Origin of the sequence: Pseudoalteromonas sp. P1-13-1a, assembly GCF_001401875.1 — a bacterium.
Classification (GTDB): Bacteria; Pseudomonadota; Gammaproteobacteria; order Enterobacterales; family Alteromonadaceae; genus Pseudoalteromonas.
In genome coordinates, this window is the sequence record NZ_LKDV01000005.1 from 62,740 (window position 1) to 88,026 (window position 25,287).

22 protein-coding genes are annotated in these 25,287 nt (G+C 40.7%); 13 read left to right on the plus strand and 9 right to left on the minus strand.

Going from position 1 to position 25,287, the window contains the following annotated elements; all coding sequences use genetic code 11:
• The first annotated feature begins 45 nt into the window (after positions 1–45).
• Positions 46–882 carry a patatin family protein gene (locus tag AN391_RS05440; protein WP_055014455.1) on the plus strand — a complete coding sequence of 279 codons (837 nt, stop codon included), beginning with the start codon at positions 46–48 and terminating at the stop codon, positions 880–882.
• Here AN391_RS05440 and AN391_RS05445 read toward each other — a convergent pair.
• The 3 genes from AN391_RS05445 to AN391_RS05455 are packed head-to-tail and all read right to left on the minus strand — an operon-like array spanning position 874 to position 2,989.
• Entirely contained in the window at positions 874–1,113 is a 240-nt protein-coding gene (locus AN391_RS05445) for a hypothetical protein (protein ID WP_055014456.1), read from the minus strand. The genes AN391_RS05440 and AN391_RS05445 overlap by 9 nt on opposite strands.
• Positions 1,110–2,705, minus strand: coding sequence for a PepSY domain-containing protein (locus AN391_RS05450; RefSeq protein WP_055014457.1), 1,596 nt, complete (start codon positions 2,703–2,705; stop codon positions 1,110–1,112). The genes AN391_RS05445 and AN391_RS05450 overlap by 4 nt, the downstream gene beginning before the upstream one ends.
• Complete coding sequence (locus AN391_RS05455; protein WP_055014531.1) at positions 2,702–2,989, minus strand: hypothetical protein; 288 nt, start codon at positions 2,987–2,989, stop codon at positions 2,702–2,704. The genes AN391_RS05450 and AN391_RS05455 overlap by 4 nt, the downstream gene beginning before the upstream one ends.
• A gap of 478 nt (positions 2,990–3,467) precedes the next feature.
• Between AN391_RS05455 and AN391_RS05460 the strand changes: the two genes are divergently transcribed.
• The 3 genes from AN391_RS05460 to AN391_RS05470 all read left to right on the plus strand — a co-directional run bounded on the left by AN391_RS05460 (position 3,468) and on the right by AN391_RS05470 (position 6,169).
• Positions 3,468–3,689, plus strand: a complete 222-nt coding sequence (locus AN391_RS05460) for a hypothetical protein (RefSeq protein WP_055014458.1) — start codon at positions 3,468–3,470, stop codon at positions 3,687–3,689.
• A 183-nt stretch (positions 3,690–3,872) separates the two neighbouring features.
• On the plus strand, positions 3,873–5,900 hold the full coding sequence (locus tag AN391_RS05465; protein WP_055014459.1) for an ATP-binding protein: 2,028 nt from the start codon (positions 3,873–3,875) through the stop codon (positions 5,898–5,900).
• A gap of 17 nt (positions 5,901–5,917) precedes the next feature.
• Positions 5,918–6,169, plus strand: a complete 252-nt coding sequence (locus tag AN391_RS05470; protein ID WP_055014460.1) for a hypothetical protein — start codon at positions 5,918–5,920, stop codon at positions 6,167–6,169.
• Positions 6,170–6,280: 111 nt separating this feature from the next.
• Here the strand turns inward: AN391_RS05470 and ahpF are convergent, their stop codons facing one another.
• Both ahpF and ahpC read right to left on the minus strand, forming a co-directional pair.
• The gene (gene ahpF, locus AN391_RS05475; protein WP_055014461.1) at positions 6,281–7,864 is read right to left on the minus strand and encodes an alkyl hydroperoxide reductase subunit F; all 1,584 of its coding nucleotides are present in this window, start codon (positions 7,862–7,864) and stop codon (positions 6,281–6,283) included.
• Between the two features lie 156 nt (positions 7,865–8,020).
• Positions 8,021–8,590 (minus strand): alkyl hydroperoxide reductase subunit C, encoded by a 570-nt coding sequence (gene ahpC / locus AN391_RS05480; RefSeq protein ID WP_055014462.1) that lies wholly within the window; start codon positions 8,588–8,590, stop codon positions 8,021–8,023.
• Between the two features lie 256 nt (positions 8,591–8,846).
• On the opposite strand from ahpC, the gene AN391_RS05485 reads away from it, so the two are divergent.
• From AN391_RS05485 to AN391_RS05495, 3 genes are all read left to right on the plus strand, one after another.
• Positions 8,847–9,266, plus strand: coding sequence for a DUF3429 domain-containing protein (locus AN391_RS05485; protein WP_055014463.1), 420 nt, complete (start codon positions 8,847–8,849; stop codon positions 9,264–9,266).
• Between the two features lie 67 nt (positions 9,267–9,333).
• Positions 9,334–9,732 carry a hypothetical protein gene (locus tag AN391_RS05490; RefSeq protein ID WP_055014464.1) on the plus strand — a complete coding sequence of 133 codons (399 nt, stop codon included), beginning with the start codon at positions 9,334–9,336 and terminating at the stop codon, positions 9,730–9,732.
• Positions 9,733–9,735: 3 nt separating this feature from the next.
• A complete protein-coding gene (locus AN391_RS05495; protein ID WP_055014465.1) occupies positions 9,736–10,560 on the plus strand; it encodes a class I SAM-dependent methyltransferase in 825 nt (274 codons plus the stop codon).
• Here AN391_RS05495 and AN391_RS05500 read toward each other — a convergent pair.
• The gene (locus AN391_RS05500; RefSeq protein WP_055014466.1) at positions 10,555–12,165 is read right to left on the minus strand and encodes a GMC family oxidoreductase; all 1,611 of its coding nucleotides are present in this window, start codon (positions 12,163–12,165) and stop codon (positions 10,555–10,557) included. The genes AN391_RS05495 and AN391_RS05500 overlap by 6 nt on opposite strands.
• A gap of 101 nt (positions 12,166–12,266) precedes the next feature.
• On the opposite strand from AN391_RS05500, the gene AN391_RS05505 reads away from it, so the two are divergent.
• The 4 genes from AN391_RS05505 (at position 12,267) to AN391_RS05520 (ending at position 16,746) form a co-directional block, all read left to right on the plus strand.
• Positions 12,267–13,283 carry an AraC family transcriptional regulator gene (locus AN391_RS05505; RefSeq protein WP_055014467.1) on the plus strand — a complete coding sequence of 339 codons (1,017 nt, stop codon included), beginning with the start codon at positions 12,267–12,269 and terminating at the stop codon, positions 13,281–13,283.
• Between the two features lie 287 nt (positions 13,284–13,570).
• Entirely contained in the window at positions 13,571–14,563 is a 993-nt protein-coding gene (locus AN391_RS05510; protein ID WP_055014468.1) for a Gfo/Idh/MocA family protein, read from the plus strand.
• Positions 14,564–14,918: 355 nt separating this feature from the next.
• Positions 14,919–15,668 carry a FadR/GntR family transcriptional regulator gene (locus AN391_RS05515; RefSeq protein WP_004587131.1) on the plus strand — a complete coding sequence of 250 codons (750 nt, stop codon included), beginning with the start codon at positions 14,919–14,921 and terminating at the stop codon, positions 15,666–15,668.
• Between the two features lie 220 nt (positions 15,669–15,888).
• Positions 15,889–16,746, plus strand: a complete 858-nt coding sequence (locus AN391_RS05520) for a DMT family transporter (RefSeq protein WP_055014469.1) — start codon at positions 15,889–15,891, stop codon at positions 16,744–16,746.
• Between the two features lie 75 nt (positions 16,747–16,821).
• On the opposite strand, the gene AN391_RS05525 is transcribed toward AN391_RS05520, so the two are convergent.
• Both AN391_RS05525 and AN391_RS05530 read right to left on the minus strand, forming a co-directional pair.
• Entirely contained in the window at positions 16,822–18,000 is a 1,179-nt protein-coding gene (locus AN391_RS05525; protein WP_055014470.1) for an MFS transporter, read from the minus strand.
• 78 nt (positions 18,001–18,078) lie between these two features.
• Positions 18,079–19,173 carry an NADH:flavin oxidoreductase/NADH oxidase gene (locus AN391_RS05530; RefSeq protein WP_055014471.1) on the minus strand — a complete coding sequence of 365 codons (1,095 nt, stop codon included), beginning with the start codon at positions 19,171–19,173 and terminating at the stop codon, positions 18,079–18,081.
• A gap of 412 nt (positions 19,174–19,585) precedes the next feature.
• Here AN391_RS05530 and AN391_RS05535 point away from each other — a divergent pair, with 412 nt between their 5' ends.
• Both AN391_RS05535 and AN391_RS05540 read left to right on the plus strand, forming a co-directional pair.
• On the plus strand, positions 19,586–22,003 hold the full coding sequence (locus AN391_RS05535; RefSeq protein ID WP_055014472.1) for a TonB-dependent receptor: 2,418 nt from the start codon (positions 19,586–19,588) through the stop codon (positions 22,001–22,003).
• Between the two features lie 92 nt (positions 22,004–22,095).
• Entirely contained in the window at positions 22,096–23,679 is a 1,584-nt protein-coding gene (locus tag AN391_RS05540; protein WP_055014473.1) for a sulfotransferase, read from the plus strand.
• A 191-nt stretch (positions 23,680–23,870) separates the two neighbouring features.
• Here the strand turns inward: AN391_RS05540 and AN391_RS05545 are convergent, their stop codons facing one another.
• Positions 23,871–24,872 (minus strand): GTP pyrophosphokinase family protein, encoded by a 1,002-nt coding sequence (locus AN391_RS05545; protein WP_055014474.1) that lies wholly within the window; start codon positions 24,870–24,872, stop codon positions 23,871–23,873.
• Positions 24,873–25,287 lie beyond the last annotated feature (415 nt).

A 25,287-nucleotide genomic window follows, 5' to 3' on the forward strand; every position in this document is an offset into this window, starting at 1 on the left:
CTTTACTTAGTTAGTTGGTAATATCATCTAAAGGGAGGTAATAGTATGATTAATAATAACAATAAACATTCTTTAGTCGTCGAGGGAGGGGCAATGCGCGGTATTTTTGCCGCCGGGGTGCTTGATGAGTTTTTAGCGCAGCGTTATCAGCCTTTTACTAATTATTTTGGGGTTTCTGCTGGCGCTACCAATATAGCCGCTTATTTATGCCAACAACCTAAACGAAATTACCATGTGATTACCGATTTTTCGTGTCGGCCAGAATTTATTAACTTAGCGCGCTTTATCAAAGGCGGACACTTGTTTGATTTAGATTGGCTGTGGCAAGCAACCATTGATGAGATCCCGCTAAACACAAACACTTTTGCAAAAGCGGCTCATGAATTTTATATCGTCTCCACCGCCATCACCACAGGGCAACCTCAATACCTAAAAGCAACGAGCGATTTAATGATAGAGCAACTTAAGGCATCGTGTGCTATCCCTATTGCGTATCGCAACTACCCTATTATTAATGATATTGCGATGACCGATGGCGGCGTAACAGACTCTATTCCTGTTATAAAAGCTTACGAAATGGGTGCTAAAGAAATAACCGTCGTACTTTCTCAGCCATTAGGTTATAGAAAAAAGCCAAGTAGATCCCAGTGGTTAACTAAAAAACTATATAAAAACTACCCAGCTCTCATAAAAAGCGCGACGAACAGAGCGCACGTTTACAACAGGAGCATAGATTTTATTAATAACCCGCCTAAAGATTGCAAAATCAATGTCATTGCCCCACCGCCTCAATTTAGAGTGGGCCGTACAACCAAAAACGTTAAACGACTCAACGATGGGTATAAAATGGGAATTGATACAGCCAAAGCCTTTTTAACTTAAGCGCTGTTTACCTAAATACACCGTAACCAGTATGCCCATTACGGTAAACGCTGCAATGGTGCATACAACACCCGCTATTATAGCGTAAACATGTATAAAACATGCCAAGGCAATAGCTGTTAAAACAAAACAGTACAGCCATTTATGGGTTACTTTGTAGTGCTTACTTCTCATTAATAATAAAGCAGCTAGTAAACACATTAACGCAATCACTATCGCCAAAGTATTCATGCTGTTTTTACCTCTGTAAGTGGCGTTGCTGCAGAGTGTGTTTTTAAGTACCCCCATAAAAACGCCAGTCCAACAATTAAAAAGCTGATATCGGTAACTACTACCAAGGTACTGTTTGCGTTAATAACATTATTTACACCTAACACGCTATTAAGTGGTAAAACACTCATTAGTGACAGAGCGCAAAATAGCACAGTGGCTTTAAAGTAGCTTTTATAGTTTTGCCAAAATATGGCAATTACTAGCCAAACTAACCACGAGTAAAAAAATAGCGGCCCAAAGTAAGCGTTGTGCTCAACACCTGCCACGGCATAATTTAAAAGTATTTGCATAGGGAATAATACACAACAGGCAAGCACTAAACCGCCGCAACTGCCTATAATAAAGCGGTTCCACTTTGCATATGCGCCAGCGCTAAGCGTTGGTGTGCTACCTCTGCTACGCTTTGCTAACCACATCATCATGCCTGAAAGTGGCATTAAGGCACATGCTAAACCAAGCATTACCCAAAGTAGTTTCACAAATAATCCAGCAAAATTACCAAAGTGTAATGGGAAGAGTATTTCAATAATTTTAATTGATACCCCTGCTATATCGCCAAAGCTACTCATTGAAGCGATGTACTCCCCTTGTCCATTGTAATGCAATAGCTGAGAAGCCACAGCCTCGCCTCCTAAAAGACGTAAATACACTTGTGAGTTTGCATCGTTATGCGCCATTACCGTGGCATCTAAAATTACAGCATGTGGGTAGCGTTGCTGCGCATCACCTAAAATAGCGGTTATGTCAGTCGGCTGATTTACATGACTAATTATAGGTTCAGGAATAGCTGTAAAGGTTTCTATTAACTTATCTTGGTCGCCACCAAAACTAACAAAAGCGGCGGCAGGTAGTAAAATTACGGTGGCCAAGCCTAAAAATGCGCCGCTAAAGCCAATTACAATATTAAAAATACTGCCCCAAATACCCATTACTTTGTGGCCGTCACTAATAGTGACATCAAAACCTTTGAGCCATCTAAAGGTAAACAGTTCTTTAATTAATTTACGATGTATAAATAGCCCCGTTACCGTACTTACTAATAACGTTAAGCCCAAAAAGCCAGTTAAAATAAGACCTATAGGGCGCCCTAAATGTAAGTCAGCATGAAACTCAGCAATGTAACTAGCTGCATCTGTTTTTCTGTTGGCATAATATTGCTTACTTGGACCATAGTAGGTATTTACCAATGCTAAGCTTGCTGGGTCAAATTCAAATGCTCTAAGTACTTCTTGCTGGTAATTTTCATCACCATGGTGAGACTCGAATACTAAAGCAAGTAAGTGAAAATTATGCCCTGTCGGCATAAATACATGAATATTTTCACCAAACTCTTCAGGTACTTGTGCGTGGTAGGTATTTACTAACGAATTAACTTCACTATTAGGAATATGTTGAGTTTGATGCAACGATTGGTTAGCCCAAATTTTAAGCTCTGGTCTGGCAAGTACTGCAAGCGCACCAGTAAAAGCTACAATAAATAATAGAACAGCTGTAACTACACCCACCCAGCTATGTAATAGGAATAGCTTTTTTAATGTAATTGATTTCATCCTTGTCCCTGCACTAATGCTAAATAACTTAAAACTCCATGCACTAAACACAAAGTGATCATGAGTAAAAATGGTTGCCATGCTTTTTCGCAAATGTAGGCATAGATAAACAGCCCTACCCAAATAATGGGAAACAGTAAAATAGGCAGTAAAATTTGTTCACTCATTTGAAAGGGTAAATAGGTAGTCATACCGGTGATCATTACCGTAGCGGTCACCAGTGCTAATACGCACGCCATAAAATGGCGACGCTTTGTAGCGCTAAATGTTTTTTTATTATTCATTTTTAGCTCGTTTAAAAAAGTAGCAAGCGCACATCTTTGCGCATGCAAATAACAATTGTTCGCATTATATTGCGTATTTGTGAATATATGCAACAACTTATCGTTCTAATAAAAAACAAGCATACAATTACCCCTCAATAGCAAACTAAATGCACTTAAACTAAAAGTAGGTAACAGTCCAACACCAACTACAACAATAATGACCAGTCAGGGCTTGACTGCTTTGTAAGTTGTTAGACAACAATGCATGGGGCAGCTACTTTTAAATAGTACAAAGTATGTACCTTTAATGGGCTTAAATAGTATGGCGCTATCGAGCACATTAAGAATCCACGTTAAAAGGTAAGCTTTAATTTTTAGTGTCACTATTACTAATAATTGTTACGTTGTGAGCGCCTAGGCAATAAAAGCCACTGGGCTACGCCTTAAATAAGCTGTAAAATTAACCGTTATACATTTGATTATATGAGAAAAAATTATGAGCGATAAAATTAATCCAGAAGCGTTACACGCGCTAAAAATTGCATTCACTTACATGCCACAAGCGATTGAAGTAACAAAATACGAATATGGAGAGCGCTATCAAACGGTGCTTGACCATATTGAAGCTGTGCGCGAAGTACTACTTATTAACGATGTTGATCCGGAGGAAGTCGGGGGCGACATAAACCCAGAATACACGCCTAATTCAACATATTAAGTAAGGTAAATTTTACTAATGACATACATCCATTAAGCGCGTGTATTAATTTCATAACCGTCTTTACTTCATAAATTTTTCAACGGTTTGTCTCTATTAGTATAAACTGTAACAAACTGGCTAAACAATTATGCCTATCTGCCGATACGCATAGCGATATAAAAAAAAACGAAGGTAATTGCAGTGAATTTTTTAAGGCGTTTTCACGATATAGTCTCAAACCAAACACTAGATTTTGACTCCAAAATAAAAAGTCTACTTGCGTTTGGTCTAGAAGTGTTTAGCCTTGATATAGCAATAATTAGTAAAATTGAAGCCAATACCTACACAGTACTCCACGCCATAACACCCGATAACAGTTTAGTTACTGGTACACAATTTGAGTTAGACGGCACCTATTGTGTTCATACTTTATCTGCAGGCTCAGCGCTTTCGTTTCATAAAGCCTCACAAAGTACGATTGCAAACCACCCTTGTTACATAAACTTTCAACTTGAATCTTACATTGGTGCACCCATAAAAATAGCTGATGAAACATTTGGCACCGTTAACTTTTCATCCCCTAACGAGTCAACTGCATTTAGCGACGAAGCGTACGATTACATAGAGCTATTTGCACAGTGGCTAGGCTCTGAATTTGCAAAAATAGACACCAAAGAGCAGCTTTTAAAAAATAGCTACACCCTATCTAAGCTTGAAAACATCGCTAACATTGGCACTTGGGAAGTCGATTTAATCGAAAATAAAGTGTATTGGAGTAAGCAAACTAAACGTATACATCAGGTTGCCGATGACTATCAGCCAATCATGGATAATGCAATTGAGTTTTACAAAGACGGCTCAAGCAAAGATGCGATAAATCAAGCAGTTGAAAATGCCATTAACAAAGGAGAAAAGTGGAATTTAGAGCTTGAGGTTATTACTGCACAAAACCAAGAAATTTGGATCTCGACCTTTGGAGAAGCCGAATTTCATGAAGGCAATTGCATAAGGCTATTTGGTACATTTCAGGACATAACCGAATCTATATTACTTAGAGAAGAACTTAAAAAGAAAAAAGCCGAAGCAGAGCATATGTTAGAAGATAGAAGTATGCTATTTGCTAAAATTAGCCATGAGTTACGCACCCCTCTAAATGGCATAACAGGCATGCTCACCACCCTAATAGATGAAAAAAACACTGAAAAACGAGACGAAAAAATAAAAATAGCGCTACGCAGCGCTGACATTTTACTTAACATAATTAATGAAGTACTCGATTTTTCTAAAATTAATCATGGTGAGTTAAAGCTAGAGCCAACCGATGTACTGCTAAAAACCATATTTAGTGACTTAGCCTCTTTATATACCCCCTTGTTTAAAGAAACCAGTGTTGAGTTAATCATAGAAAATACGATTGATGATAGCTGCTGGGCTTTTTGCGACAGTACCCGCCTTAGCCAAATTACCTCTAACTTATTAAGTAACGCATTAAAGTTTACCGAGCAAGGCCAAGTAAAACTCAACACCCAGCTCATAAATAATAACGATGCGTTATCTCTTGGTATCACAGTTTCTGATACTGGCCGCGGAATGACCCCCGCTTTTTTAGAGTCTTTATTTTCGCCATTTACACAAGAGGTTGATGCTAAAAACAATAAAGGGGGCACTGGTCTTGGCCTAGCAATTATAAAAGAGCTTGTAGAATACATGGGCGGCACAATCACTGTGACGAGCGAGCTAACAAAAGGCTCTACGTTCAGTATTAATATTCCGCTAGAGCTTGGTAAAGAACAAATAATAGATGATATTCAATCAAAAATTGAGCTAAACAACCACTCGCTCAGTGTGCTTATTGTAGATGACAACGATATAAACCGCCGTGTGCTTGATGCCTCTCTTGATAAGTTAAACGTAAAAGCCGACTGCGCCATTGATGGTCAAGACGCTATTTTTAAGTGCAAGCAAAAGCATTACGACCTTATTTTTATGGATTGCATTATGCCGATTTTGGATGGCTTTGAAGCGACCAGAACACTAAGAACGCAGCGTATTTGCCCTAAAGAAAGCACCTACATTGTAGCCCTTACAGCCAACACCTCCTCGCAAGACAAGTTAGCTTGCCAACAAGCGGGCATGGATATGTTTGTCTCTAAACCGTTTAAGCTGCCGCAGATTGAAAAAGCGCTTGCCAATGCGCTCGAGCATACAACTAACGTTAACTCGCTTTAATTTAGTAAGGACATACTATGAGAAATATAATAAGAACATTACTTTTTACTGTACTGCTGTTAGCCATATTTAAAGGCATTTCTACAGGGCAATGGGGTTCATCAATAACCGTTGTTATTGTATCAAGCGTATTGCTATTAGTTACGTTTATCAGTGGTAAGGCATCACAAGGCCGTTCAACTTATACAAGCACTGACTCTTCAATTTATGCTAGTAATAACTCACACTCTAATAATGATTGCGGTGGGGATTCTGGTGGCTGTGATTAATAGAGATATTGTTATAAACATTAAAAAAGCCGCCTTTGGAGAGGGCGGCTTGGGTTAACAAACAGCATTTGGGTGTACCTTTTGCTGTTACATCAAGAGACGATTTGCCTATTAAGCTGCATTTTGGTCTTGATTACTTTGCTCGCTGTGGCGAATTAAGTAATCAAACGCGCCTAAGCTTGCTGTTGCACCACTACCCATTGCAATAATGATTTGTTTAAATGGCGTATTTGTCGCATCACCCGCACCATAAACGCCCGGTAACGAGGTTGCGCCTTTAGCATCAATTTCTATCTCACCAAATTTGCTTAGTGTAAGGTCGCTCTCTTTTAACCATTCGGTATTAGGGATCAAACCTATTTGTACAAAAATACCTGCAAGTGCTAATGATTTTTCCTCGCCTGTTACACGGTCAGTGTAATTAAGTCCGGTTACTTTTTTACCATCGCCTACCACTTCAGTGGTTTGTGCATTTTTAATAATAGTAATGTTACTTAAGCTATTCGCTTTGCGAACGAGTACTTCATCAGCGCGCAGCGTATCTGCAAACTCGAGTACAGTTACATGCTCTACAATGTTGGCTAAGTCGATTGCCGCTTCAATACCTGAGTTACCACCACCTATAACGGCAACTGGCTTACCTTTAAATAAAGGGCCGTCACAATGCGGGCAGTAAGCGACACCGTGGCCGCGGTATTCTTGCTCGCCAGGTACATTCATTTCACGCCAGCGTGCACCGGTGGCAAGTACTAACGATTTAGCTTTTAAAGTCGCACCGTTTTCAAGGGTAATTTCATAACCATTAGTACCGCGACCAAGCCCTGCTGCGCGTTGGTTATGCATTACATCTACATCATATTCCTTAACATGCTCTTCTAGCTGAGCAACAAGCTTTGGACCCTCAGTGGCTTTAACCGAAATAAAGTTTTCGATAGCCAACGTATCGGCAACTTGACCACCAAATCTATCGGCTACAATACCGGTGTTTAAACCTTTACGAGCAGAATAAATAGCGGCTGAGGCACCCGCAGGGCCACCACCTACGACAAGTACATCAAACTCATCTTTTTCACTTAGTGCTGCAGCTTGCTTAGCTGCGCCCTTCGTGTCTACTTTATTTAAAATGTCGGTCAAGCTTAATGCACCTTGGCTAAATGGTTCGCCATTTAAGTACACAGCGGGTACTGCTAATATATTGCGCTCTTCCACTTCATCTTGAAATAGTGCTCCGTCAATCATTGTCGCTTTAATTTTGCTGTTTGTTGCGGCCATTGTATTTAGCGCTTGCACTACTTGCGGGCACGTTTGGCAACTTAAGCTTATATATACTTCAAAATTAAGTTCTTGTTCGAGTGATTGTATTTGTTCAATGTCTTCGCTTTTGGCTTTACTTGCGTGACCGCCAGTGTGTAAAAGCGCTAACACTAAACTTGTAAATTCGTGGCCCATAGGTACGCCAGCAAACGTAATGTGGGTGTTTTTTTCAGGTGAATGCACAACCATAGATGGGCGACGTGCGCTCGAGTCTGGGTTGTTAATTACCGTGAACTTGTCACTTAACGAAGCTAAATCGTTTGCTAAGCTTTCTACTTCTGCTGATTTTTTGCTGTCATCCAAGGCAATAAGCAGCTCAACAGGTTGAGTAAGCGATTCAAAATGGCTTTTTAATTGATTTTTAATGTTGTTATCTAACATGGCTTAACCCTTTTTAGGAAAATTTAAACAGCAAGCCTCCCATGCCAACTAATGCATGTGCTAATGAGTCCGAGTTGAAATAGGAGGCACCAACAAACGAAATGATGTTGGTTTAAGGGCAGTTGCCTGCCCCTATAAAAGTGGGTAAACCTGTATTTAGATTTTACCAACTAGGTCTAGTGAAGGAGCAAGTGTGTCTTCACCTGGCTGCCAAGATGCAGGGCAAACTTCACCGTCATGCGTTGCAATGTATTGTGCAGCTTGTACTTTACGTACTAACTCTTTAGCGCTACGGCCAATGCCTAGGTCATGCGTTTCGATTACTTTGATTTCGCCCTCAGGGTTCATTACAAACGTACCACGAAGTGCAAGGCCGTCTTCTTCAATCATAACGCCGAAGCTGCGAGTAATACGGCCAGTTGGGTCGCCAATCATTGGGAATTTAATTTTACCAATGGTGTCTGACGTGTCATGCCATGCTTTGTGCGTAAAGTGAGTATCAGTTGATACTGAGTAAACTTCTACGCCCATTTCTTGTAGTTGCTCGTAGTAATCAGCAACATCGCCAAGTTCAGTAGGACATACGAATGTGAAATCTGCAGGGTAAAAGAAGAAGATTGACCACTTACCTAGTACGTCTTTTTCAGACACTTCTACAAAGTCACCATTGTGGTATGCAGTTGCGTTGAAAGGTTGAATTTTTGTGTTGATCAATGAAGTGCTCATAGTATTCCTCATTTATATTTAATGTATTAATTTAAGTTACCAAGCAAAGCTAAATTTATCGGCTAGCTCTGCTGGCTTGATTAATACAATAAGCCCATTGATAAATTAAATAAAATTGATTGTTTAGATTAAAACAATCGATTTTTAGGATTGAACTATCTGGCTGTACTATTCGTAAGTGATTAATTAGCTATAAGTGATAAGAATACTGCTACAATAGCGGAGCTTAAAACATACAAACATAAGGCATGCTGTAATGGAAAAATTTGTTAATCATATTCAACTTGGCTATTTGGGGTTACTGCCCTTTTTAGGCTGTATAGCGTGGCCGCTTATGTTTGGTAGCAACAGTATTAATCTTGAGTTTTTTACTTTTTATAGCATTGCCATATTGGCATTTATGGCGGGCAATTTATGGCGCGCTGGATTGCAAAGTTACGGCGATGCAATTAAAGCGGTTTTGCCCGTTATACCCATACCATTTTTATCGTTTATTCCGCTGGAGTGGGCGCTTGCCTGGTTAGGGGCAAGTTTTTGGTTAGTGCTTATCTTTGAGAAAGCCACACCACAATGGCAAACCTACCATCGTGATTATCAAAAAATGCGCTTTATTCTTACTTCTGTGGTATTTGTGTGCCACATACTCACCATTGGTATGAGCCTTTACCCAAAATAACCTTGCGCTGCTTAACCTACTAGTCGTAATAGTGTAACATCCGCGCACTGCTATTTAAGGACGCACCATGATTGATACATTACGCCAGCAGCTTAACGAGCTTGGCGAAAACTACGTAGAAAAAAACGCCGCTTTTAAAATTAAAGTTATTCCGTTTTTTTGCGCTATTAGCATTAAAAAAGATCACAAAAATGAAGGCCGGCTCAGCTTTTACTCAAATCAATTAATAGAAATACTGTTAGTGGTATTATTTATGTTGTTTGGGCTTACGCTTTATAACCCAGAAGCGGGTTTTACACATGGCCCTGTTCATATTGTGTTTGCTATTTTAATTACCTTTAATTTAATTTTAAAACAAATAGCCATTGAAGGGCTCAAAACACGCCTTGCGTTTTATCGTTTGCAGGGTGCTAATACAGCGCAACATGCGCAAAGTTCAGATCAAAACTCTCACACACCTAATTAAGTTATGTATTTAAATCCTAATTGGCGAATTCTCACCGTAGGCGATGGCGATCTATCGTTCTCACATGCGGTGGTTAACCATATAAAACCGACAAAGTTAGTCGCATCTACTTATGATAGCGCCGAAACAATAGAACAAAAATACCAACATAATGCGCTCAGTAGTTTAAAAAAATGCAATGTTAAAGTTATTAATAGCTTTGATGTAACTGACCCTTTATGTTGGCAAAAACTAGCGGCCCACCAACACAGCTTTGATTTGGTTATTTTTCAGTTTCCGCTTATTCCTGCTTTTGTAGGGCGCGAAGCATTTGAAAGCAACACGCAAAAAACCAGTATGAACGTGCTTAATCGTGCCCTGCTTCATCAATTTATTAAATATGCTAACCATTATGCGCTCGACAAAAGCGGCCCTATGCTATGCTACATAACCTCAAAAGATGTAAAGCCCTACCGCGAGTGGAATATTGAAGGCAGCTTAAGTATTGGCCTTGAAGCTAAATACGCGGGCCAAATGCCTTTTGATATTAACCAGTTCGATGGCTATAAAATAAGAAATGTAGACCGTGATAAGCACGTAAAAGACACCAGCGGCATTACGTATGTGTTTACGCCTAAAGCAACCTCGCTACACACAAACGAGCTAAGCACTCACCTTAAAAAACCTGCGTACTTAGGTGAAAATTATTGCTCGCTTTGTCGGGTAGGCCCTTTTATTGCCACCGAAGATGAAAACAAACACCTTAACGCTAAAAAGCATCAACAAATGCTTAAACTAGAAGATGACTGGCAGGCGTGGCTTACTGACTTTTACAACCGCACCTTATAACCCTGTTTTATAGCTCAATTTAATTAAATCAGCGGCCTTTTCAGCAATGGCGATAACCGGCGCATTCGTATTACCTGTTACTATGGTTGGCATAATCGAAGCGTCAATAACCCTTAGGCTGCGTATACCGTGAACTTGTAGCTTACTATTGACTACCGCCATCTTGTCGTTGCCCATTTTACAAGTGCCAACGGGGTGGTATTCGGTATCGGCCGTTTGGCGTATAAACTCTATAAGTTGGGCATCGTTGTTTACATCAAGCGGGTAAACCATATTGCCCCGAATTTTATCAAAGGCACTGCTTTGCAAAATATGTAACGCTTTTTTAAGCCCCGCAAGCATAAGCGATAAATCATCTGGGTGGCTTAAATAATTAGGGTCGATAAGTGGCGCACTGCGTGGATTGCTATTGGCAAGCCTTATTGTCCCTCGGCTTTTGGGGCGCATAATACTGCTGTGAATACTATAACCATGACCTCGGTGAAGCTTGCGGCTATGATCGTCCACCAGCCCAATAACAAACTCAAGTTGAATATCTGGCGCGGGCGAATTATCCCACACATTAATAAACGCATGTGACTCAGCAAAATTACTGGTTAACACTCCCCTACGTTTATTAAACCACTGCGCACATCCTTTAATAATACTTGCAGCGCCTTTAACGCTTACCCCAAAGGTGCCTTTTGCTGTATTTGCTTTACACAAAGGCACCACAGTTAGGTGATCTTGTAAGTTAGCCCCAACGCCCTCTAGTGCATGCTTAAGCGCAATGTTATGCGCCTCTAAGTGCGCTTTAGGCCCAACGCCTGATAGCATTAACAACTGAGGGGAGTTAATCGCCCCAGCACTTAAAAGCACTTCTTTTTTTGCTAACAACGTCGTGGTTTTACCGCCACGTTCAAGCTCTACCCCGCAAGCAATATTGTTATTGATTATAATTTTGTTAACGTGACTGTGGGTATACACGCTAAGATTTGGCCTGTTTAAGTTTGGTGTTAAGTACGCCTTAGCAGCACTACAGCGCTCACCATTATGTTGTGTAACTTGCGAAAGCCGCGCTCCATGTTGTTCAGCGCCATTAATATCCTCGTTTAGCTGTATACCTTGCTCAACACAGGCGCTTAAAAAACAGTCATTTACAGCACTTGGCTTAGTTAGCTCTTGTACATGCAATGGCCCTTGCGTGCCATGTAACGCGTTATTAAATGTTTTATTATTTTCGGCTTTTATAAAGTACGGTAATAAACTGTTATAGTCCCAGCCTGGGTTGCCATTTTTTGCCCAATTATCGTAATCGTATTTATTACCGCGTATATACACCATGGCATTAGTAGAGCTAGACCCACCAAGTACTTTACCCCGTGGCACAAAGCCACATCGGTTATTTAGCGCCTTTTGCGGTACCGTATTATAATGCCAACTATTTATGCCATATGGCACACTGGCCGCAATACCCGCGGGCATTTGTACTAAAGCACTCTTATCGCTCCCGCCCGACTCGATTAAACATACACTTATATGCTGATCCTCTGATAGGCGTGCAGCCAGCACGCATCCTGCACTGCCTGCGCCAATAATAATGTAATCGAATGTCTGCTTAACCATAGGCACCTTTAAATTAACACTGCACAAAACACTATAGTGCATAGATTAATGCCACAAAACTTGATATTTTTAGACACCCCCTTAATTTACAGCACCAGTGTATGAGCAGCCCAATACGTGCCACCTCTTTATATTCAATCGATTCGTTAATTAAAGAGCTTGGAGCAGAGCCAGCAAGCATACTGGAAAAATGTAAGGTCAATGTCGACTTTAACAACCTCGAAAACCTCTATTTACCCTACCTCAGCTACGCAAACTTATTAGAATACTGCAGCCACACACTTAACTGCCCAAGCTTTGGACTTAAATTAGCAAATAAACAAAACTTTGATATTTTGGGCCACATAGCCATAGCCGCTAAAAGTGGCACTGACTTAAAAGAAGCGCTCGATTGGGTTGTAAAATATTTACACTTACACAGTCCAGCATTATGTTTAACAACCCACGCATTAGATAATGACGATACCTTATTTTTATCATTTGAATTTAACTTAAAGCCACTACCACAAATAAACCAAGCGATAGAGCTGACGTTAGGCTTAGCCATGAGCATAATTAAGAAATTAAGTAATAATCAGTGCAAGCCCCGCACTGTATTTTTACCGCAAAAGCTACCTGCTAATACACACGCATACAAAACCTATTTTGGCTGTAAAGTAATAGAGCACCGGAATAGCGCTGGCATTGTAATAAACAAAGCCGACTTATCAATTAAACTTAGCCACAGTAGCCTCAATAAAACCGATGCCGCGTTAAGCTTTTTAGCTAAACGCGGTGCGCATAGCCATTCGTTGCCTGCCCAAGTAAGCGCATTAATAAGACCAATGCTGCCTATTTATCAGTGTTCAAATCAAACTATCGCCGCGGCTCTTAACATGCACCCACGTACTTTGCACCGAGAATTGGCAAAACATAACACCAGTTTTGTAAAGCTCAAAGACACCACACGTCGTGCGCTGGCGGCGCATTATTTATTACAAAAACACTATTCTATCAGCACTATTTCAATGCTTTTAGGCTACCAAGAACAAGCAACCTTATGCGCAAGTGTTAAACGCTGGTTTGGCGACTCTCCTAGGGCGTGTCGAACTTTGTGGATTGAAATTTATTCAATCTAGGGGCGATTTAATCGCGGCGCGAGGTTTGTAACCTAGTGGGCTAAGTAAGAATCGAGCAACAAAGAGTCAATCGTCCCTAGAAAGAACCCATAGGGCAGCGCATGTTTGGTCTTTATGCTGCGTTATCGCCTATTTATGGGGAATAACCACACTACATAGGCTCTGCCTTGCCTAAAAACCAAACATACTGCTGTAAATTCAACCACCAAAGGTCAACACGCCCTAAAGCATACAGGGCTAAAAAATGTTAAAGTAACGGCTCTTATTATTTAAGCTAAGGAGCAGGCATGAACTTTGTCATTGTCGGTACAAATTTTATTAGTGATACCTTATTAAACGCAGCTAATACGTTACCTGTATTTAATTTATACGGTGTGTGCTCTCGCAAGCAATCAAGCGGCGAAGCCTTTTTATCTAATCACCCTAATACCGATGTAAAAATTTTCACCTCTGTTGAGCAGGTATGCCAAGATCCCAATGTTGATGCGGTTTACATTGCAGCGCCAAACAGCCTACACAAGCAATATGCAGTAATGTGCCTAGAGGCAGGCAAACATGTACTAGGCGAAAAACCTTCAGCTGCAAATAGCCAAGAGCTAAACGCTATTTTAACTGCAGCCAAAGCCAATAAGCGCCTTTATATGGAAGCAATGATGACCACGCATTTGCCAAACTTTGCGCGACTTAAAAGTGCGCTTGAAAAAATTGGTACACCGCGCAAGTTTATTGGGCAATACAGTCAATACTCATCACGATACGATAAATACAAAAACGGCGAGCGTCCAAATACCTTTTTACCCGAATTTGCCAACGGCGCTTTACTCGATTTAGGCGTGTATCCACTTTACCTACTCATCGCGCTTTGGGGCGCCCCACAGCGCGTGAGTGCCAGTGGTGTGCTATTAGATACGGGCGTAGATGGTGCAGGCGACGTATTATTAAATTACGATGATAAACAAGCCGTTATTAGCTATTCAAAAATTTCTCAAGGCGATAACATTACCGAAATACAAGGCGAGCGCGGCCGTTTGCGAATACATGCCGTGTCGCAGTTAAAACACATAGAGTTTGTTTCTAATAGCGGAGAAGTTGAAGTTATTTCTGATGAGTTTGATGAGCACTTTATGAAGTACGAAGTTGCGCACTTTATACAAACCGCCAACGCTAAAAAGCTAGAGTCAGATGTTAATACACATAAGCTTGCCCGCGACGTAATGAACGTACTTGATACCGCAAGAAAACAGCTTGGGGTCGTTTACCCTAATGACACAAGCGCTTAAGCTTACTAAAGTTGACCCCCATCCGTGGGCAATCAAGGTTAGGGCAAATATAAAATTATCGGCTTACTTATTTTTATCGAGTACAGATAATTAATACGCCCTAACTTCTCTTTACTAAAAGAGTAAAGCTAACTTACCACATAAAAACATGACCAATCAAGCTAGCCAATTATTAAAATTTATACTAAATTGGTAACATAAACAGGTTAACACTCATTTATAATATTATATGACCGTTACAACACTTTAGAATTTTGACATAATAGTGAATTTTGGGGTAACCTCTGCTAATAACAGTAGGTTTGGGCTATTGAGGCCTATTAGCCGCTATTCCTTAAGGTAATAAAGGTAGAATATGGGAAACCGTCGCTTATTTTGGCGCATTGTTGATAAAGTTGAAGCTTTGATAAACCAAGGAGAGTTTTCTGCTGGGAGTCGTTTACCACCAGAGCGAGAACTTGCCGACATGTTTGACGTAAGCCGCCCAACAATTCGTGAAGCTATTATTGCATTAGAAGTACGAGGCCGCGTAGAGGTTAAAACCGGCTCTGGCGTCTATGTAATAGAACAACAAGAAACATCTGTAAAAACTAAAGAGATCAGCGCGTTTGAACTAACCCAAGCCCGCGCACTCATTGAAGGTGAAATAGCCGCACTTGCCGCTCAATCAATCACCGATGAAGAACTAGCTCAATTAAAGCAAACGCTAATAGCCATGGAAAAAGGCTTATATGTAGAACAAGCAGACCGAGAGTTTCACGAAATAATAGCGCGAGCTACACGTAACAAAGCCCTTGAGTATGCGGTGGCAAATTTATGGGATTTACGTTTAAACAATTCACAAATTGTGGCTGATTACGGCAGTGTGTGTAAAAACAATAACGATTGCGTAATGGATGAGCACACCGCTATTTATAATGCGCTGCAAACCCACGATGCAAGCGCCGCACGAACGGCAATGCATAAACACTTTAACCGTTTAATTAATGCATTATTTGATGCTGTTGAAGCACGTGCGCTTGAAGAGATCAAACGTAAAAACGATGAAAAACGTGGCCTTTATTCTTTAGATGGCCTAGTTAAAAGTGCTAGCAAAACACACTAAAACAGCCTAAACGTTTTTAAGCCAGTGATCTATTCGCTGGCTTTTTTATTTTAAGGGCACCCAGCCTTTGCTTTTGGTTATTTATCAGTAGTTACGCAAATTCATCGCACATATTAGTTACTCCCTCCCAAATTTAATTTGTACGCCATATAAGCTATTACTTAGCTAATAAAAAACAGATACACTGCGCAAAACTAGACGATTGTTACCAAGGAAAACAATGCAATCATCCACTAAAAACTTTTTGCTCGCGCTTGTGTGCGTAATTTTAGCTATGATCACAATTCAATCTGGCGCTTCATTTGCTAAGCAGCTATTTCCGATTATAGGCCCTGAAGGCACCACAGCGCTTAGGCTTGGCTTTTCTGCACTTATTCTGTGTTTAATATTTAAACCATGGAAAAAGCTGCCGGCTAAAGGTAATCGACTTTCAATTGTAATATACGGTTTAAGCTTAGGCGGAATGAACATTTTATTTTATTACGCCATAGAGCGTATCCCTTTAGGAATAGGTGTTGCGCTTGAATTTACCGGCCCACTCGCTGTGGCGTTATTTAGCTCACGCGCAAAGCGCGACTTGTTTTGGGTAGCGTGTGCCATTGCGGGTATTTTACTATTACTACCGGATATGAGCAGCCAAGAGAGCCTAGACCCAATAGGCGTAGTACTTGCGCTAGGTGCTGGTGCCTGTTGGGCAGCCTATATTTTATTTGGTAAAAAAACAGGCACGCAAAGCTCGGGCGGCGCAACGGTTGCTTTGGGTATGACTGTTGCAGCCATTGTACTTGTACCTTATGGCGGCATATTACAAAGCAGTGCGTTTACATGGAGTGTAATACCGCTGGGCATTGGCATTGCTATTTTATCAAGCGCGCTGCCCTATACGCTTGAAATGGTTGCCCTGCGCAATATGCCCGCTCAAGGGTTTAGTATTATGCTAAGTTTAGAGCCTGCATTTGCTGCTCTTGCTGGGTTTATTATACTTGGCGAGTTATTAACCCTGTGGCAATGGTTGGCTATTTTATTGGTGATTATAGCCTCGGTGGGTAGCTCATTTTCGAGTGTTAAAAAACAATAATCGCTTCTGTAAAAAGGCCGGCACATAACTGCGCTGGCCTTTTAAATAATAAACCCTTTTATGATTTATACCGCGCTACTTTCTACTTGTTATTAAATAGCCGATTAGTGATATAACTGGCATACCCGCTGCCACTAACGCCACGCTTTGCCAGCCACCAGCTTCGTATAGAGGACTTGCCATTAACGAGCCAAGCGCCCCACCTACAAAAATACTGGTCATGTAAATGGCGTTTAAGCGAGCACGGCTTTGTGGCTCTAATGAATATACCACTCGCTGGCCCAGCACCATATTTGCCTGCACAGCAAAATCAATAAACATACCCGTAAGCGCTAAAATAATTACGCCGTGTGGTAGCTCAAATATACTGGGTAAAAAGCACGCTGCAGCAATCACTTTTGCCGATAACGATAACTGATGTGTATAGCCTTTGTCGGCTAAACGCCCAACAATAGGGGCTGCAATAGCACCAGCTGCGCCTACTAAAGCAAATAAGGCTATTTGTGATTGCGATAAACCATACTCTCTGGCTAATACAACCGGTACACTGGTCCAAAATAAGCTAAAAGAGGCAAACATAAGCGCTTGATACAGCGCCCGTTGACGCAGCACTGGCTGCTGTATTATTAACTGCTTAAGCGATTTTAATAACTTAAAGTACGTTGTATTTTGTGTTGGTTGCCTGCTCGGTATCGCAAAATAGATAACACTGGCTATAAATGCCATACAACCTGCGGCAAAGTAAAATACAGCTCGCCAACCAAAGTGATCGGCTATTAAGCTTGAAACTGGCCTCGCTAATAAAATACCCAATAACAGCCCCGCCATTATATTACCCAGTACTTGCCCACGTTTTTCATCTGACGATAAATGCGCAGCAAGCGGTATTAATACCTGCACCGATACAGAGCTTGCCCCAACGAGTAAGCATAAAACTAACATTACACCTGGGCTTTGCGCCAAACCTGCGCCTATTAAACTTAAAAATGTTATCGCTAAAGTAATTAGCATTAAGCGTTTGTTTTCGACTAAATCAGCCAATGGCACTAAAAAAAACAGTCCTAACGCATAACCAATTTGAGTAAGCGACACAATAAAACTTGCGCTATGTGCACTTAAGCCAACATCGGGCGCTAATAACTCAATGATTGGCTGGGCATAATAAATATTTGCCACAATAAGGCCACAGCACAACGCAATAATGCTCACTAAGGTATTACTTATTTGCACAGGGTGTGCAGCAGTTTGGTTCATGAAACACTCTAATTTATAAAAATAAAACCCACTGCAAATAAATGCAGCGGGTAGCCATGGTAAATGTAAAAATATAAGTTACTTAATAGGTGAAGGCTGCCCATGCGGACTAGAGCGCAAATACTGCTTTGGTGCTTTAACAGTTGCGCCAAGCTCGGCTGCGGCATGCCAAGGCCAATGCGGGTTATATAAAATACCACGGGCAAGGGCCACACCGTCTGCTTGCTGCTCGCTAACAATATTTTCGGCTTGTTGTGGCTCGGTAATTAAACCAACGGCTATAACAGGCATGCTTACGGCCTTTTTAATAGCCGTTGCAAATGGCACCTGAAAGTTAGGTTTTACTGGTATTTGCTGTTTTGGGCTTAGCCCTGCTGTACTTACGTGAATAAAATCGCAGCCAAGCTCATCAAGTGCCTTGGCAAGCGCTATTGATTGCTCTAAATCCCAACCACCTTCAACCCAATCAGTCGCTGAAATACGAATACCCACGGGTTTGCTACTGTTAAACTCTGCGCGCACAGCATTAAATACGTCTAGCACAATACGCATACGGTTTTGCAAACTACCGCCATATTCATCATCGCGCTTGTTACTTAAAGGTGATAAAAACTGGTGTAACAAATAACCATGTGCAGCATGTAGCTCAATTAAATCAATGCCTAGCTCATCAGCACGTTTAGCCGCGCTAACAAAGTCGTTAATTAATGAGTCTATGTCGGATTGGCTCATAGCTTTTGGCACTGGGCTATTATCGTCATACGCAACTGCTGAAGGCGCGAGCGTTTGCCAGCCGTTTTCATCCGTTGGGTTTAATGCGCCACCACCATCCCATGGTTTTTCTGTAGATGCTTTACGCCCAGCATGCGCAAGCTGAATACCAATAGGCATAGGGCTATATTGTCTAACCGCTTTTAAACTTTTATCTAATGCTTGCTGAGTTTCGCTGTTCCAAAGCCCTAGATCGCCGTAACTAATGCGCCCCTCTGGGTTTACCGCGGTGGCCTCTAATATTAATACCCCTGCACCACTTAAGCTCAATTGCCCGAGATGGATGGTGTGCCAATCACTAGCAGCTCCATTGTGTGCTGAGTACTGGCACATAGGCGCAATAATAATACGGTTGTCTAGAGTGAGTTCACCGAGCTTTAAAGGTGAGAATAATTGACTCATAAATATTCCTTAATACGCGTACTTTAGTACGAAATGCTATAGCTTACGGTATGAAGGGTTAATGGGGATCAAACTTCACTTTTATAGTACTAAAACGTGAATAAATGCTGTTTAGTAAAATATTCAACAGGGCCTTATAGGTTTTTTAACTGTATTAACACATTTAGGTAATAAACCAATGCGAGCTGCTATTTACATTTACTCAACGAATAAAACATGCTCGCTTGTACCTTAATTAGCCAATTGTTTGGATGTTATACATATTTATATTATCTCCCGCTAAAGTTAACCTATATTTATTCTAAAAAAGTGAATTAAAATTCATTTTAGCATTCCCACCACTTTAACTCCCTGATAAACTAATTAACCTACATTAACTGGTGTTAAATTTTAAATCTGGGGATCACTTTTTATGTTTAAACCAAGCTTACTAACCTTGGCTATTTCGAGCGCTGTATCTGGCGCATTTATATTTTCTAATTCTGCAGTGGCGCAAGAAGAAGTTACCGCTCAAAACAAATCGCTCGAAGTAATCGAAGTTACAGCAACCAGACGCAGCGGCTCTGTACAAAATGCACCGCTAAACATTACCGCACTTGATGCCGATGTAATGAAAGATCAAAACATTGGCGAACTAGCCGATGTAGCGCGTTGGGTGCCTGGTTTAACAATTACCGATCAAGGTGGTCGCTCAGGCTCGCCTATTATTGTACGTGGTTTAAATACAAACTCGTCAGGTCCCTCATCAGATGGTGGTACCGTAGCCACATACGTTAACGAAATTCCAGTGTCAGTAGATATGCGTTTAGTCGACATAGAACGCGTAGAAGTACTTATTGGGCCACAAGGCACATTATATGGCGCTGGAACACTCGGCGGTGCAATTCGCTACATGCTTAAAGAGCCAGAGCTTGATTTTACCTCAGTAGAAGTATTTGGTGACCTATTTCAAACCCAAGAAAGTGACTCATTAGGCGGCGAAGGTGGCTTTATTGTTAACCTGCCAATTATTGAAGATAAATTAGCTGTACGTGCAAGCTTAAACGTATACGAAGACCCAGGCTTTATTGATTATGCTTATACAGTGCGCGAACCAGGTGTATCGCTACCGGACCCTGATTGGAGCAACGCCGACGAAGTAAACAACAATATTAAAAATGTTGAAGATGCTAACGGCGAAACCACCACGACTGGGCGCATTTCGGTACGCTTCAAACCAAGCGAAACATTTGAAGGAACGCTTAATTACTTTTATCAAAACCAAGACAGCGAAGGCCGTTCAATTGTTCATTACAACAGCCTAAACGATGATAACGGTTTAAGCGATATTGTAGGTAAGTACGAGTCGGCTTATCGTTATGAAGAGCCGCGCGAAAAAGAAGATCAACTACTAAGCCTCGAGCTAAAAGCCGACTTAGGTTTTGCAGAGCTTGTATCAGCAACCGGTATTTCGAGCTTTGATGCCGACGGCCAACGCGACCAAACCGATTTACTTATTCGCCTTGATTACGGTTATGAAGAGTTCCCTTCATTCTCAGCATTTACCCGAGAGGTTGATGAAGAAGATACCTTTACGCAAGAGCTGCGTTTAGTATCGCAAAGCGACAGCGACCTAAATTGGATTGTAGGCGCGTTTTACAACAAAACCGAAACAGAAGCATCAAGCAGAGAGTTTACACCTGGGTTTGACCAATTCGCTATCGATAACTTTGGCGGCGCGCAGCTAAGACCTGACTCATTAGAATACTTAGAGCTTACAAAAAGTGAAGTTACTGAGTCCGCACTATTTGGTGAAGTTGGCTATCAAGTTACCGAAAAGTTAGATATTACTATCGGTGCACGTTTTTACGAATACGATGTAGAGTCGCAAGCGGCTTTTGACTTCCCGCTTGCAAATACTCTTTATGGCGATGCAGACCCTGATGCAATCACCGTTGCTTACGAAAAAGACAAAGCCGACGATAACGGTAACTTATTTAAATTTAATGCTAAATATCAATTTACTGATTCAGTAATGGCTTATGTAACAGTGAGTGAAGGCTTTAGAATTGGCGGCTCAAACGGTTTAGTGTCTTGCCCAGATCCAATCCCTGAAGATCAACAAACAGGCTGTGGTAAACCTGACGAATTATTATTTGAAGCCGACACTACAACAAACTACGAGTTAGGCTTTAAAAGCACCTGGTTTAGAAGCCAATTACACTTTAATGCCGCGTTATTTAACGTAGATTGGGATGATGCACAAATTACGGGCGCTACTGATGTAGGCCAATTAACTTATCTTTCAAACGCAGGCAGTGCAAACGCAAAAGGGATTGAGCTATCTACCCGTGCTATTTTATCTGACTCGTTTACCGTGTACGCAACCTATGCTTATACAAAAGCAGAGCTAACCTCAGATGCACCATTTTTATTTAATGCCGATGGCACAGATGGCGCAGAAGACGGCGACCGTTTACCGGGCTCGCCAGAGCATCAGTTCTCAATGGGTGTAAACTACCAAACAGATGTATTTAGCGACAAAACCCTTGATATTAACTACGGTTTAACCGCGCAAAGCGATGTACTTTCAAAAGTAGGTTTGCATGACAGCGGTGAAACACTACCAGGTTATAGCTTAAGTAATATTTCTGCTAAGTTAACAGCCGATGAGTGGTCAACAACTCTTTATGTTGATAATCTATTTAATAAATATGCATTTACATCGGTTCGTCGCTCAGATGCAGACATAACAACTGCAAACGGTGCCGACATACAGCGTAACTACGGCCACTATGTTAACCGCCCGCTTACGGTAGGCGTTAAATTTAACTACAAATTTGAAATATAATTTATAGTCACTTTTAAACAATGTTGTAAGGCTCAAATTTATTTGAGCCTTTTTTCTTTATAAACGCGTAACTAAATAATAAAAATTAAACAATGCAGCCAAATTTAAAACATCTTCATCAAAGTGCAATTAAACATTTAAACCAAGGCAATATTGAGCTTGCTCATAAAGCGTTAGTTGAATTAGTAACGCAAAAAAGCGACTTTGCCGATGGCTACTTTTTACTGGCCATGGTTAATTTACGCGTAGGGCAAATACACAAAGCCATAAAGCTTATAGAAAAAGCCCTTAGCTTTGGTAAAAGCATTGAATACAGCGCCCAACTTGCAAAGTGTTACGCAATTACAGGCGAGCTAACTAAAGCCAAAAACACCGCTTTAGCCATACCCGTTGAGCAAATACAAAAGCCTCTTGATGCCGACACTCTAGGTGTTGCACTTACACAAGCAGGCCTTCACAAAGAGGCACTAAATTACTTTAACTGCGCAATTGAACTGGCTAACCATGCAAATAAACCACAACCACAGTTTTATTATAACTTGGGTGTAAGCGCTAAATTTGTAGGCCAATTTGAACAAGCAAAAAATGCCTTTGAAAGCGCCATTGCGCTCAATCCGCTGCACCATCAAAGCCATTTTGCATTAAGTGACTTAACCAAAGCCACTGCGCAATCTAATCATATAGCGCGCTTAAAAACCGTAGCTGAGCAAATCACTCATCCCGATGCAAAACTACACATTGGCCACGCACTTGCAAAAGAGTACCAAGACATAGGCAAGTTTGATAATGCGTTTAAAAGCCTAGAGCAAGGTAAAACGGCTAAACGCGCTACGCAGCCGTTTGATCATAAAAGATCAGCCGCATTATTTGAACACATTAAACATTTAAGCGAGCAGCATAAACACGCGCTCACACAGGGTAACCCAACACCAGAGCCTATTTTTGTATTAGGTATGCCCCGCTCTGGCACTACATTGGTTGAGCGTATTTTATCGAGCCACAGCGACGTACAATCAGCCGGTGAATTACAAGACTTTGGCCTAAGCGTTAAAAAGTTAAGCCAAACTCAAACACCCCATGTACTCGATACTCAAACACTCACTAAAGCGTATGAGCTTGATTTTAATCAGCTTGGGACAACCTATTTAAACGCAACACGCGTAACCACTGGCAGCCATAAACACTTTATAGATAAACTCCCGTTTAACTTTTTTTATATCGATTTAATAACTAAAGCCCTACCAAACGCTAAAATTATTTGTATGCTGCGCGATCCCATGGACACCTGCATTGGTAACTACCGCCAGTTATTTACAATAAATAACCCGTATTATGCTTACTCCTTAGACTTGCTCGACACAGCCAAGTTTTATAGCCGTTTTTACAAACTCATGCAGCACTTTAGCGCCCTGCACAACAATATAAAAATTGTGAAATACGAAGAATTAGTCGCAAAGCCCGAGCAGCAAATTAAAGAGCTAGTTAGCTTTTGTAATTTAGAGTGGCAAGCACAATGTATAGATTTTCATTTAAACACCGCGCCAGTATCTACAGCCAGTAAAGTACAAGTACGCCAACCACTTAACAACAAAGCAATCGGCCGTTGGAAGGCATTTAAGCCCCATACTGATGCAGCAGTTGAGTACCTTTTAAGCCAAGGTATAAGTGTTGAATAAGCGTTTTATTTTACCGATGGGAGGATTTAAATAGGCGACTTGTGTAAGTGTAGGTCGGATAAGCGAAGCGCCATCCGACGCAGTAAAATACCTTGCAAATTATTATCTCATTTTATGTTGTCGAGTGGCTAAAGAGTGCCAATATCAGACATTTATAACGTCTTCCATAACCGTCCGAGTTGATAAGTTTGTTAGTTATTTTTACCAATCTTTTCCCTCCAATTTTCAACCACTTCTAAGAGCTCATCTGGGATAGTTCCACCTTTATGCCTTTTAAAATAATTATCATTCGTTAAATCAAGAACCGTTCTTGCTGCACCTAACTGAGCCCATTTTATTAATGTATCAGAAACAGCATTTTCCTCTTTTTCTATTTCATCTAGGTAAGTAATAACAGATCGTACTGCGGAATTATAATCAGCTAAATCCATTTCAAGAGAAGTGATCTCACTCACCAGCTCAGATATATCGTTACTTTTTGCTCTATCAGGGAAGTAGTAATTAAGAAGCGCTTGCAAGCTATCAGTGTTGAGCTTATCGCGGGGTATAAACTGGTTCTCACCTTTACTATCAGGCTCGATAAAGCTCTCAGAATACATTTTTCTTTCTAATCTTAATCGTTCAAATTGTTCGTCCGCTAGCTCGAAAAGTGCACTTAACCTAAACAGGTCACGTCTAAATTTTTTTGGCACATCACGTTCGTGCTTGTATGATAATTTGTGGCTTATGGCTGCCCACCCATGCATTAGTATTGTTCTGGCTTGTATCTCAAACTTTAGGTTTTTTAGACCTCTATAATTTGGCGCATTAAGCCATTCTTCTTTTATAGTTGCGATAAAATGAAAAGACCTGTATCCAAAACGATCATCTTCCATTTCTTCTTCCTTGTTGGACGATTCAATCAAATCAAACTCATTTTTAAGAATTTCTTCAATGCTTTTCAAGTCAGAAGGGTAGTAATTAATTATTCTTAAACCGCATATATCTGTAATTTCAACTAAGGGTTCTTTATATCCTTTTCTTTCTATTTTGCTAACGAATGAATCAAATTCTTTAACTCTAGTTTCAATTTCAACAAAGTCTAAATTCTGCTCATTTAAAAATTGTATAAGGGCGGCCTTAACGTTTTCTGCAAGACGCATGTAACTTGGACGAAGTTTATCAAATTCAGTTTTTAAATCAGGTATATTCATATTATTCTACTGTTAACATTTCAAAATGTATGCGACACGTAGTTTATGTTACATAATCGCATGTTGGGCTGAACTGCTACCCGTTCGGTGTGTCAGAGTTGGTGTTGCTTATGTTAAGGGGGTTGCTTTTTAGAGGCTTGAGCTAAGTCAGCTTACCTATTGTAATTTTAAGCTTTCCCTGTATTGATCGGCTTTTATTATGTATCCATTACACCTAAATTCTGCTCGATAAGCAATTATATTTAGCTAATTTCAACGCCCGCTTCTCACTCATAGCGGCCCTTTAAAAACTTAATTTAGTTAGCCTGAGCACCCCACCACAACGCCCATTTACTTTTATGTCGGTTCAACTGCAAATAATGTCGATTCAGATAAACATTAATGAAGCAGGTTAAAAAGCTCGCTAAATTTGTCA

What these genes read in the sequence shown, in the direction of transcription:
- AN391_RS05440 (WP_055014455.1), top strand. Translation starts at nt 46, where the DNA reads ATGATTAATAATAACAATAAACATTCTTTAGTCGTCGAGGGAGGGGCA.
- AN391_RS05445 (WP_055014456.1), bottom strand. Translation starts at nt 1,113, where the DNA reads ATGAATACTTTGGCGATAGTGATTGCGTTAATGTGTTTACTAGCTGCT.
- AN391_RS05450 (WP_055014457.1), bottom strand. Translation starts at nt 2,705, where the DNA reads ATGAAATCAATTACATTAAAAAAGCTATTCCTATTACATAGCTGGGTG.
- AN391_RS05455 (WP_055014531.1), bottom strand. Translation starts at nt 2,989, where the DNA reads ATGAATAATAAAAAAACATTTAGCGCTACAAAGCGTCGCCATTTTATG.
- AN391_RS05460 (WP_055014458.1), top strand. Translation starts at nt 3,468, where the DNA reads ATGAGCGATAAAATTAATCCAGAAGCGTTACACGCGCTAAAAATTGCA.
- AN391_RS05470 (WP_055014460.1), top strand. Translation starts at nt 5,918, where the DNA reads ATGAGAAATATAATAAGAACATTACTTTTTACTGTACTGCTGTTAGCC.
- ahpF (WP_055014461.1), bottom strand. Translation starts at nt 7,864, where the DNA reads ATGTTAGATAACAACATTAAAAATCAATTAAAAAGCCATTTTGAATCG.
- ahpC (WP_055014462.1), bottom strand. Translation starts at nt 8,590, where the DNA reads ATGAGCACTTCATTGATCAACACAAAAATTCAACCTTTCAACGCAACT.
- AN391_RS05485 (WP_055014463.1), top strand. Translation starts at nt 8,847, where the DNA reads ATGGAAAAATTTGTTAATCATATTCAACTTGGCTATTTGGGGTTACTG.
- AN391_RS05490 (WP_055014464.1), top strand. Translation starts at nt 9,334, where the DNA reads ATGATTGATACATTACGCCAGCAGCTTAACGAGCTTGGCGAAAACTAC.
- AN391_RS05495 (WP_055014465.1), top strand. Translation starts at nt 9,736, where the DNA reads ATGTATTTAAATCCTAATTGGCGAATTCTCACCGTAGGCGATGGCGAT.
- AN391_RS05500 (WP_055014466.1), bottom strand. Translation starts at nt 12,165, where the DNA reads ATGGTTAAGCAGACATTCGATTACATTATTATTGGCGCAGGCAGTGCA.
- AN391_RS05505 (WP_055014467.1), top strand. Translation starts at nt 12,267, where the DNA reads ATGAGCAGCCCAATACGTGCCACCTCTTTATATTCAATCGATTCGTTA.
- AN391_RS05510 (WP_055014468.1), top strand. Translation starts at nt 13,571, where the DNA reads ATGAACTTTGTCATTGTCGGTACAAATTTTATTAGTGATACCTTATTA.
- AN391_RS05515 (WP_004587131.1), top strand. Translation starts at nt 14,919, where the DNA reads ATGGGAAACCGTCGCTTATTTTGGCGCATTGTTGATAAAGTTGAAGCT.
- AN391_RS05520 (WP_055014469.1), top strand. Translation starts at nt 15,889, where the DNA reads ATGCAATCATCCACTAAAAACTTTTTGCTCGCGCTTGTGTGCGTAATT.
- AN391_RS05525 (WP_055014470.1), bottom strand. Translation starts at nt 18,000, where the DNA reads ATGAACCAAACTGCTGCACACCCTGTGCAAATAAGTAATACCTTAGTG.
- AN391_RS05530 (WP_055014471.1), bottom strand. Translation starts at nt 19,173, where the DNA reads ATGAGTCAATTATTCTCACCTTTAAAGCTCGGTGAACTCACTCTAGAC.
- AN391_RS05535 (WP_055014472.1), top strand. Translation starts at nt 19,586, where the DNA reads ATGTTTAAACCAAGCTTACTAACCTTGGCTATTTCGAGCGCTGTATCT.
- AN391_RS05540 (WP_055014473.1), top strand. Translation starts at nt 22,096, where the DNA reads ATGCAGCCAAATTTAAAACATCTTCATCAAAGTGCAATTAAACATTTA.
- AN391_RS05545 (WP_055014474.1), bottom strand. Translation starts at nt 24,872, where the DNA reads ATGAATATACCTGATTTAAAAACTGAATTTGATAAACTTCGTCCAAGT.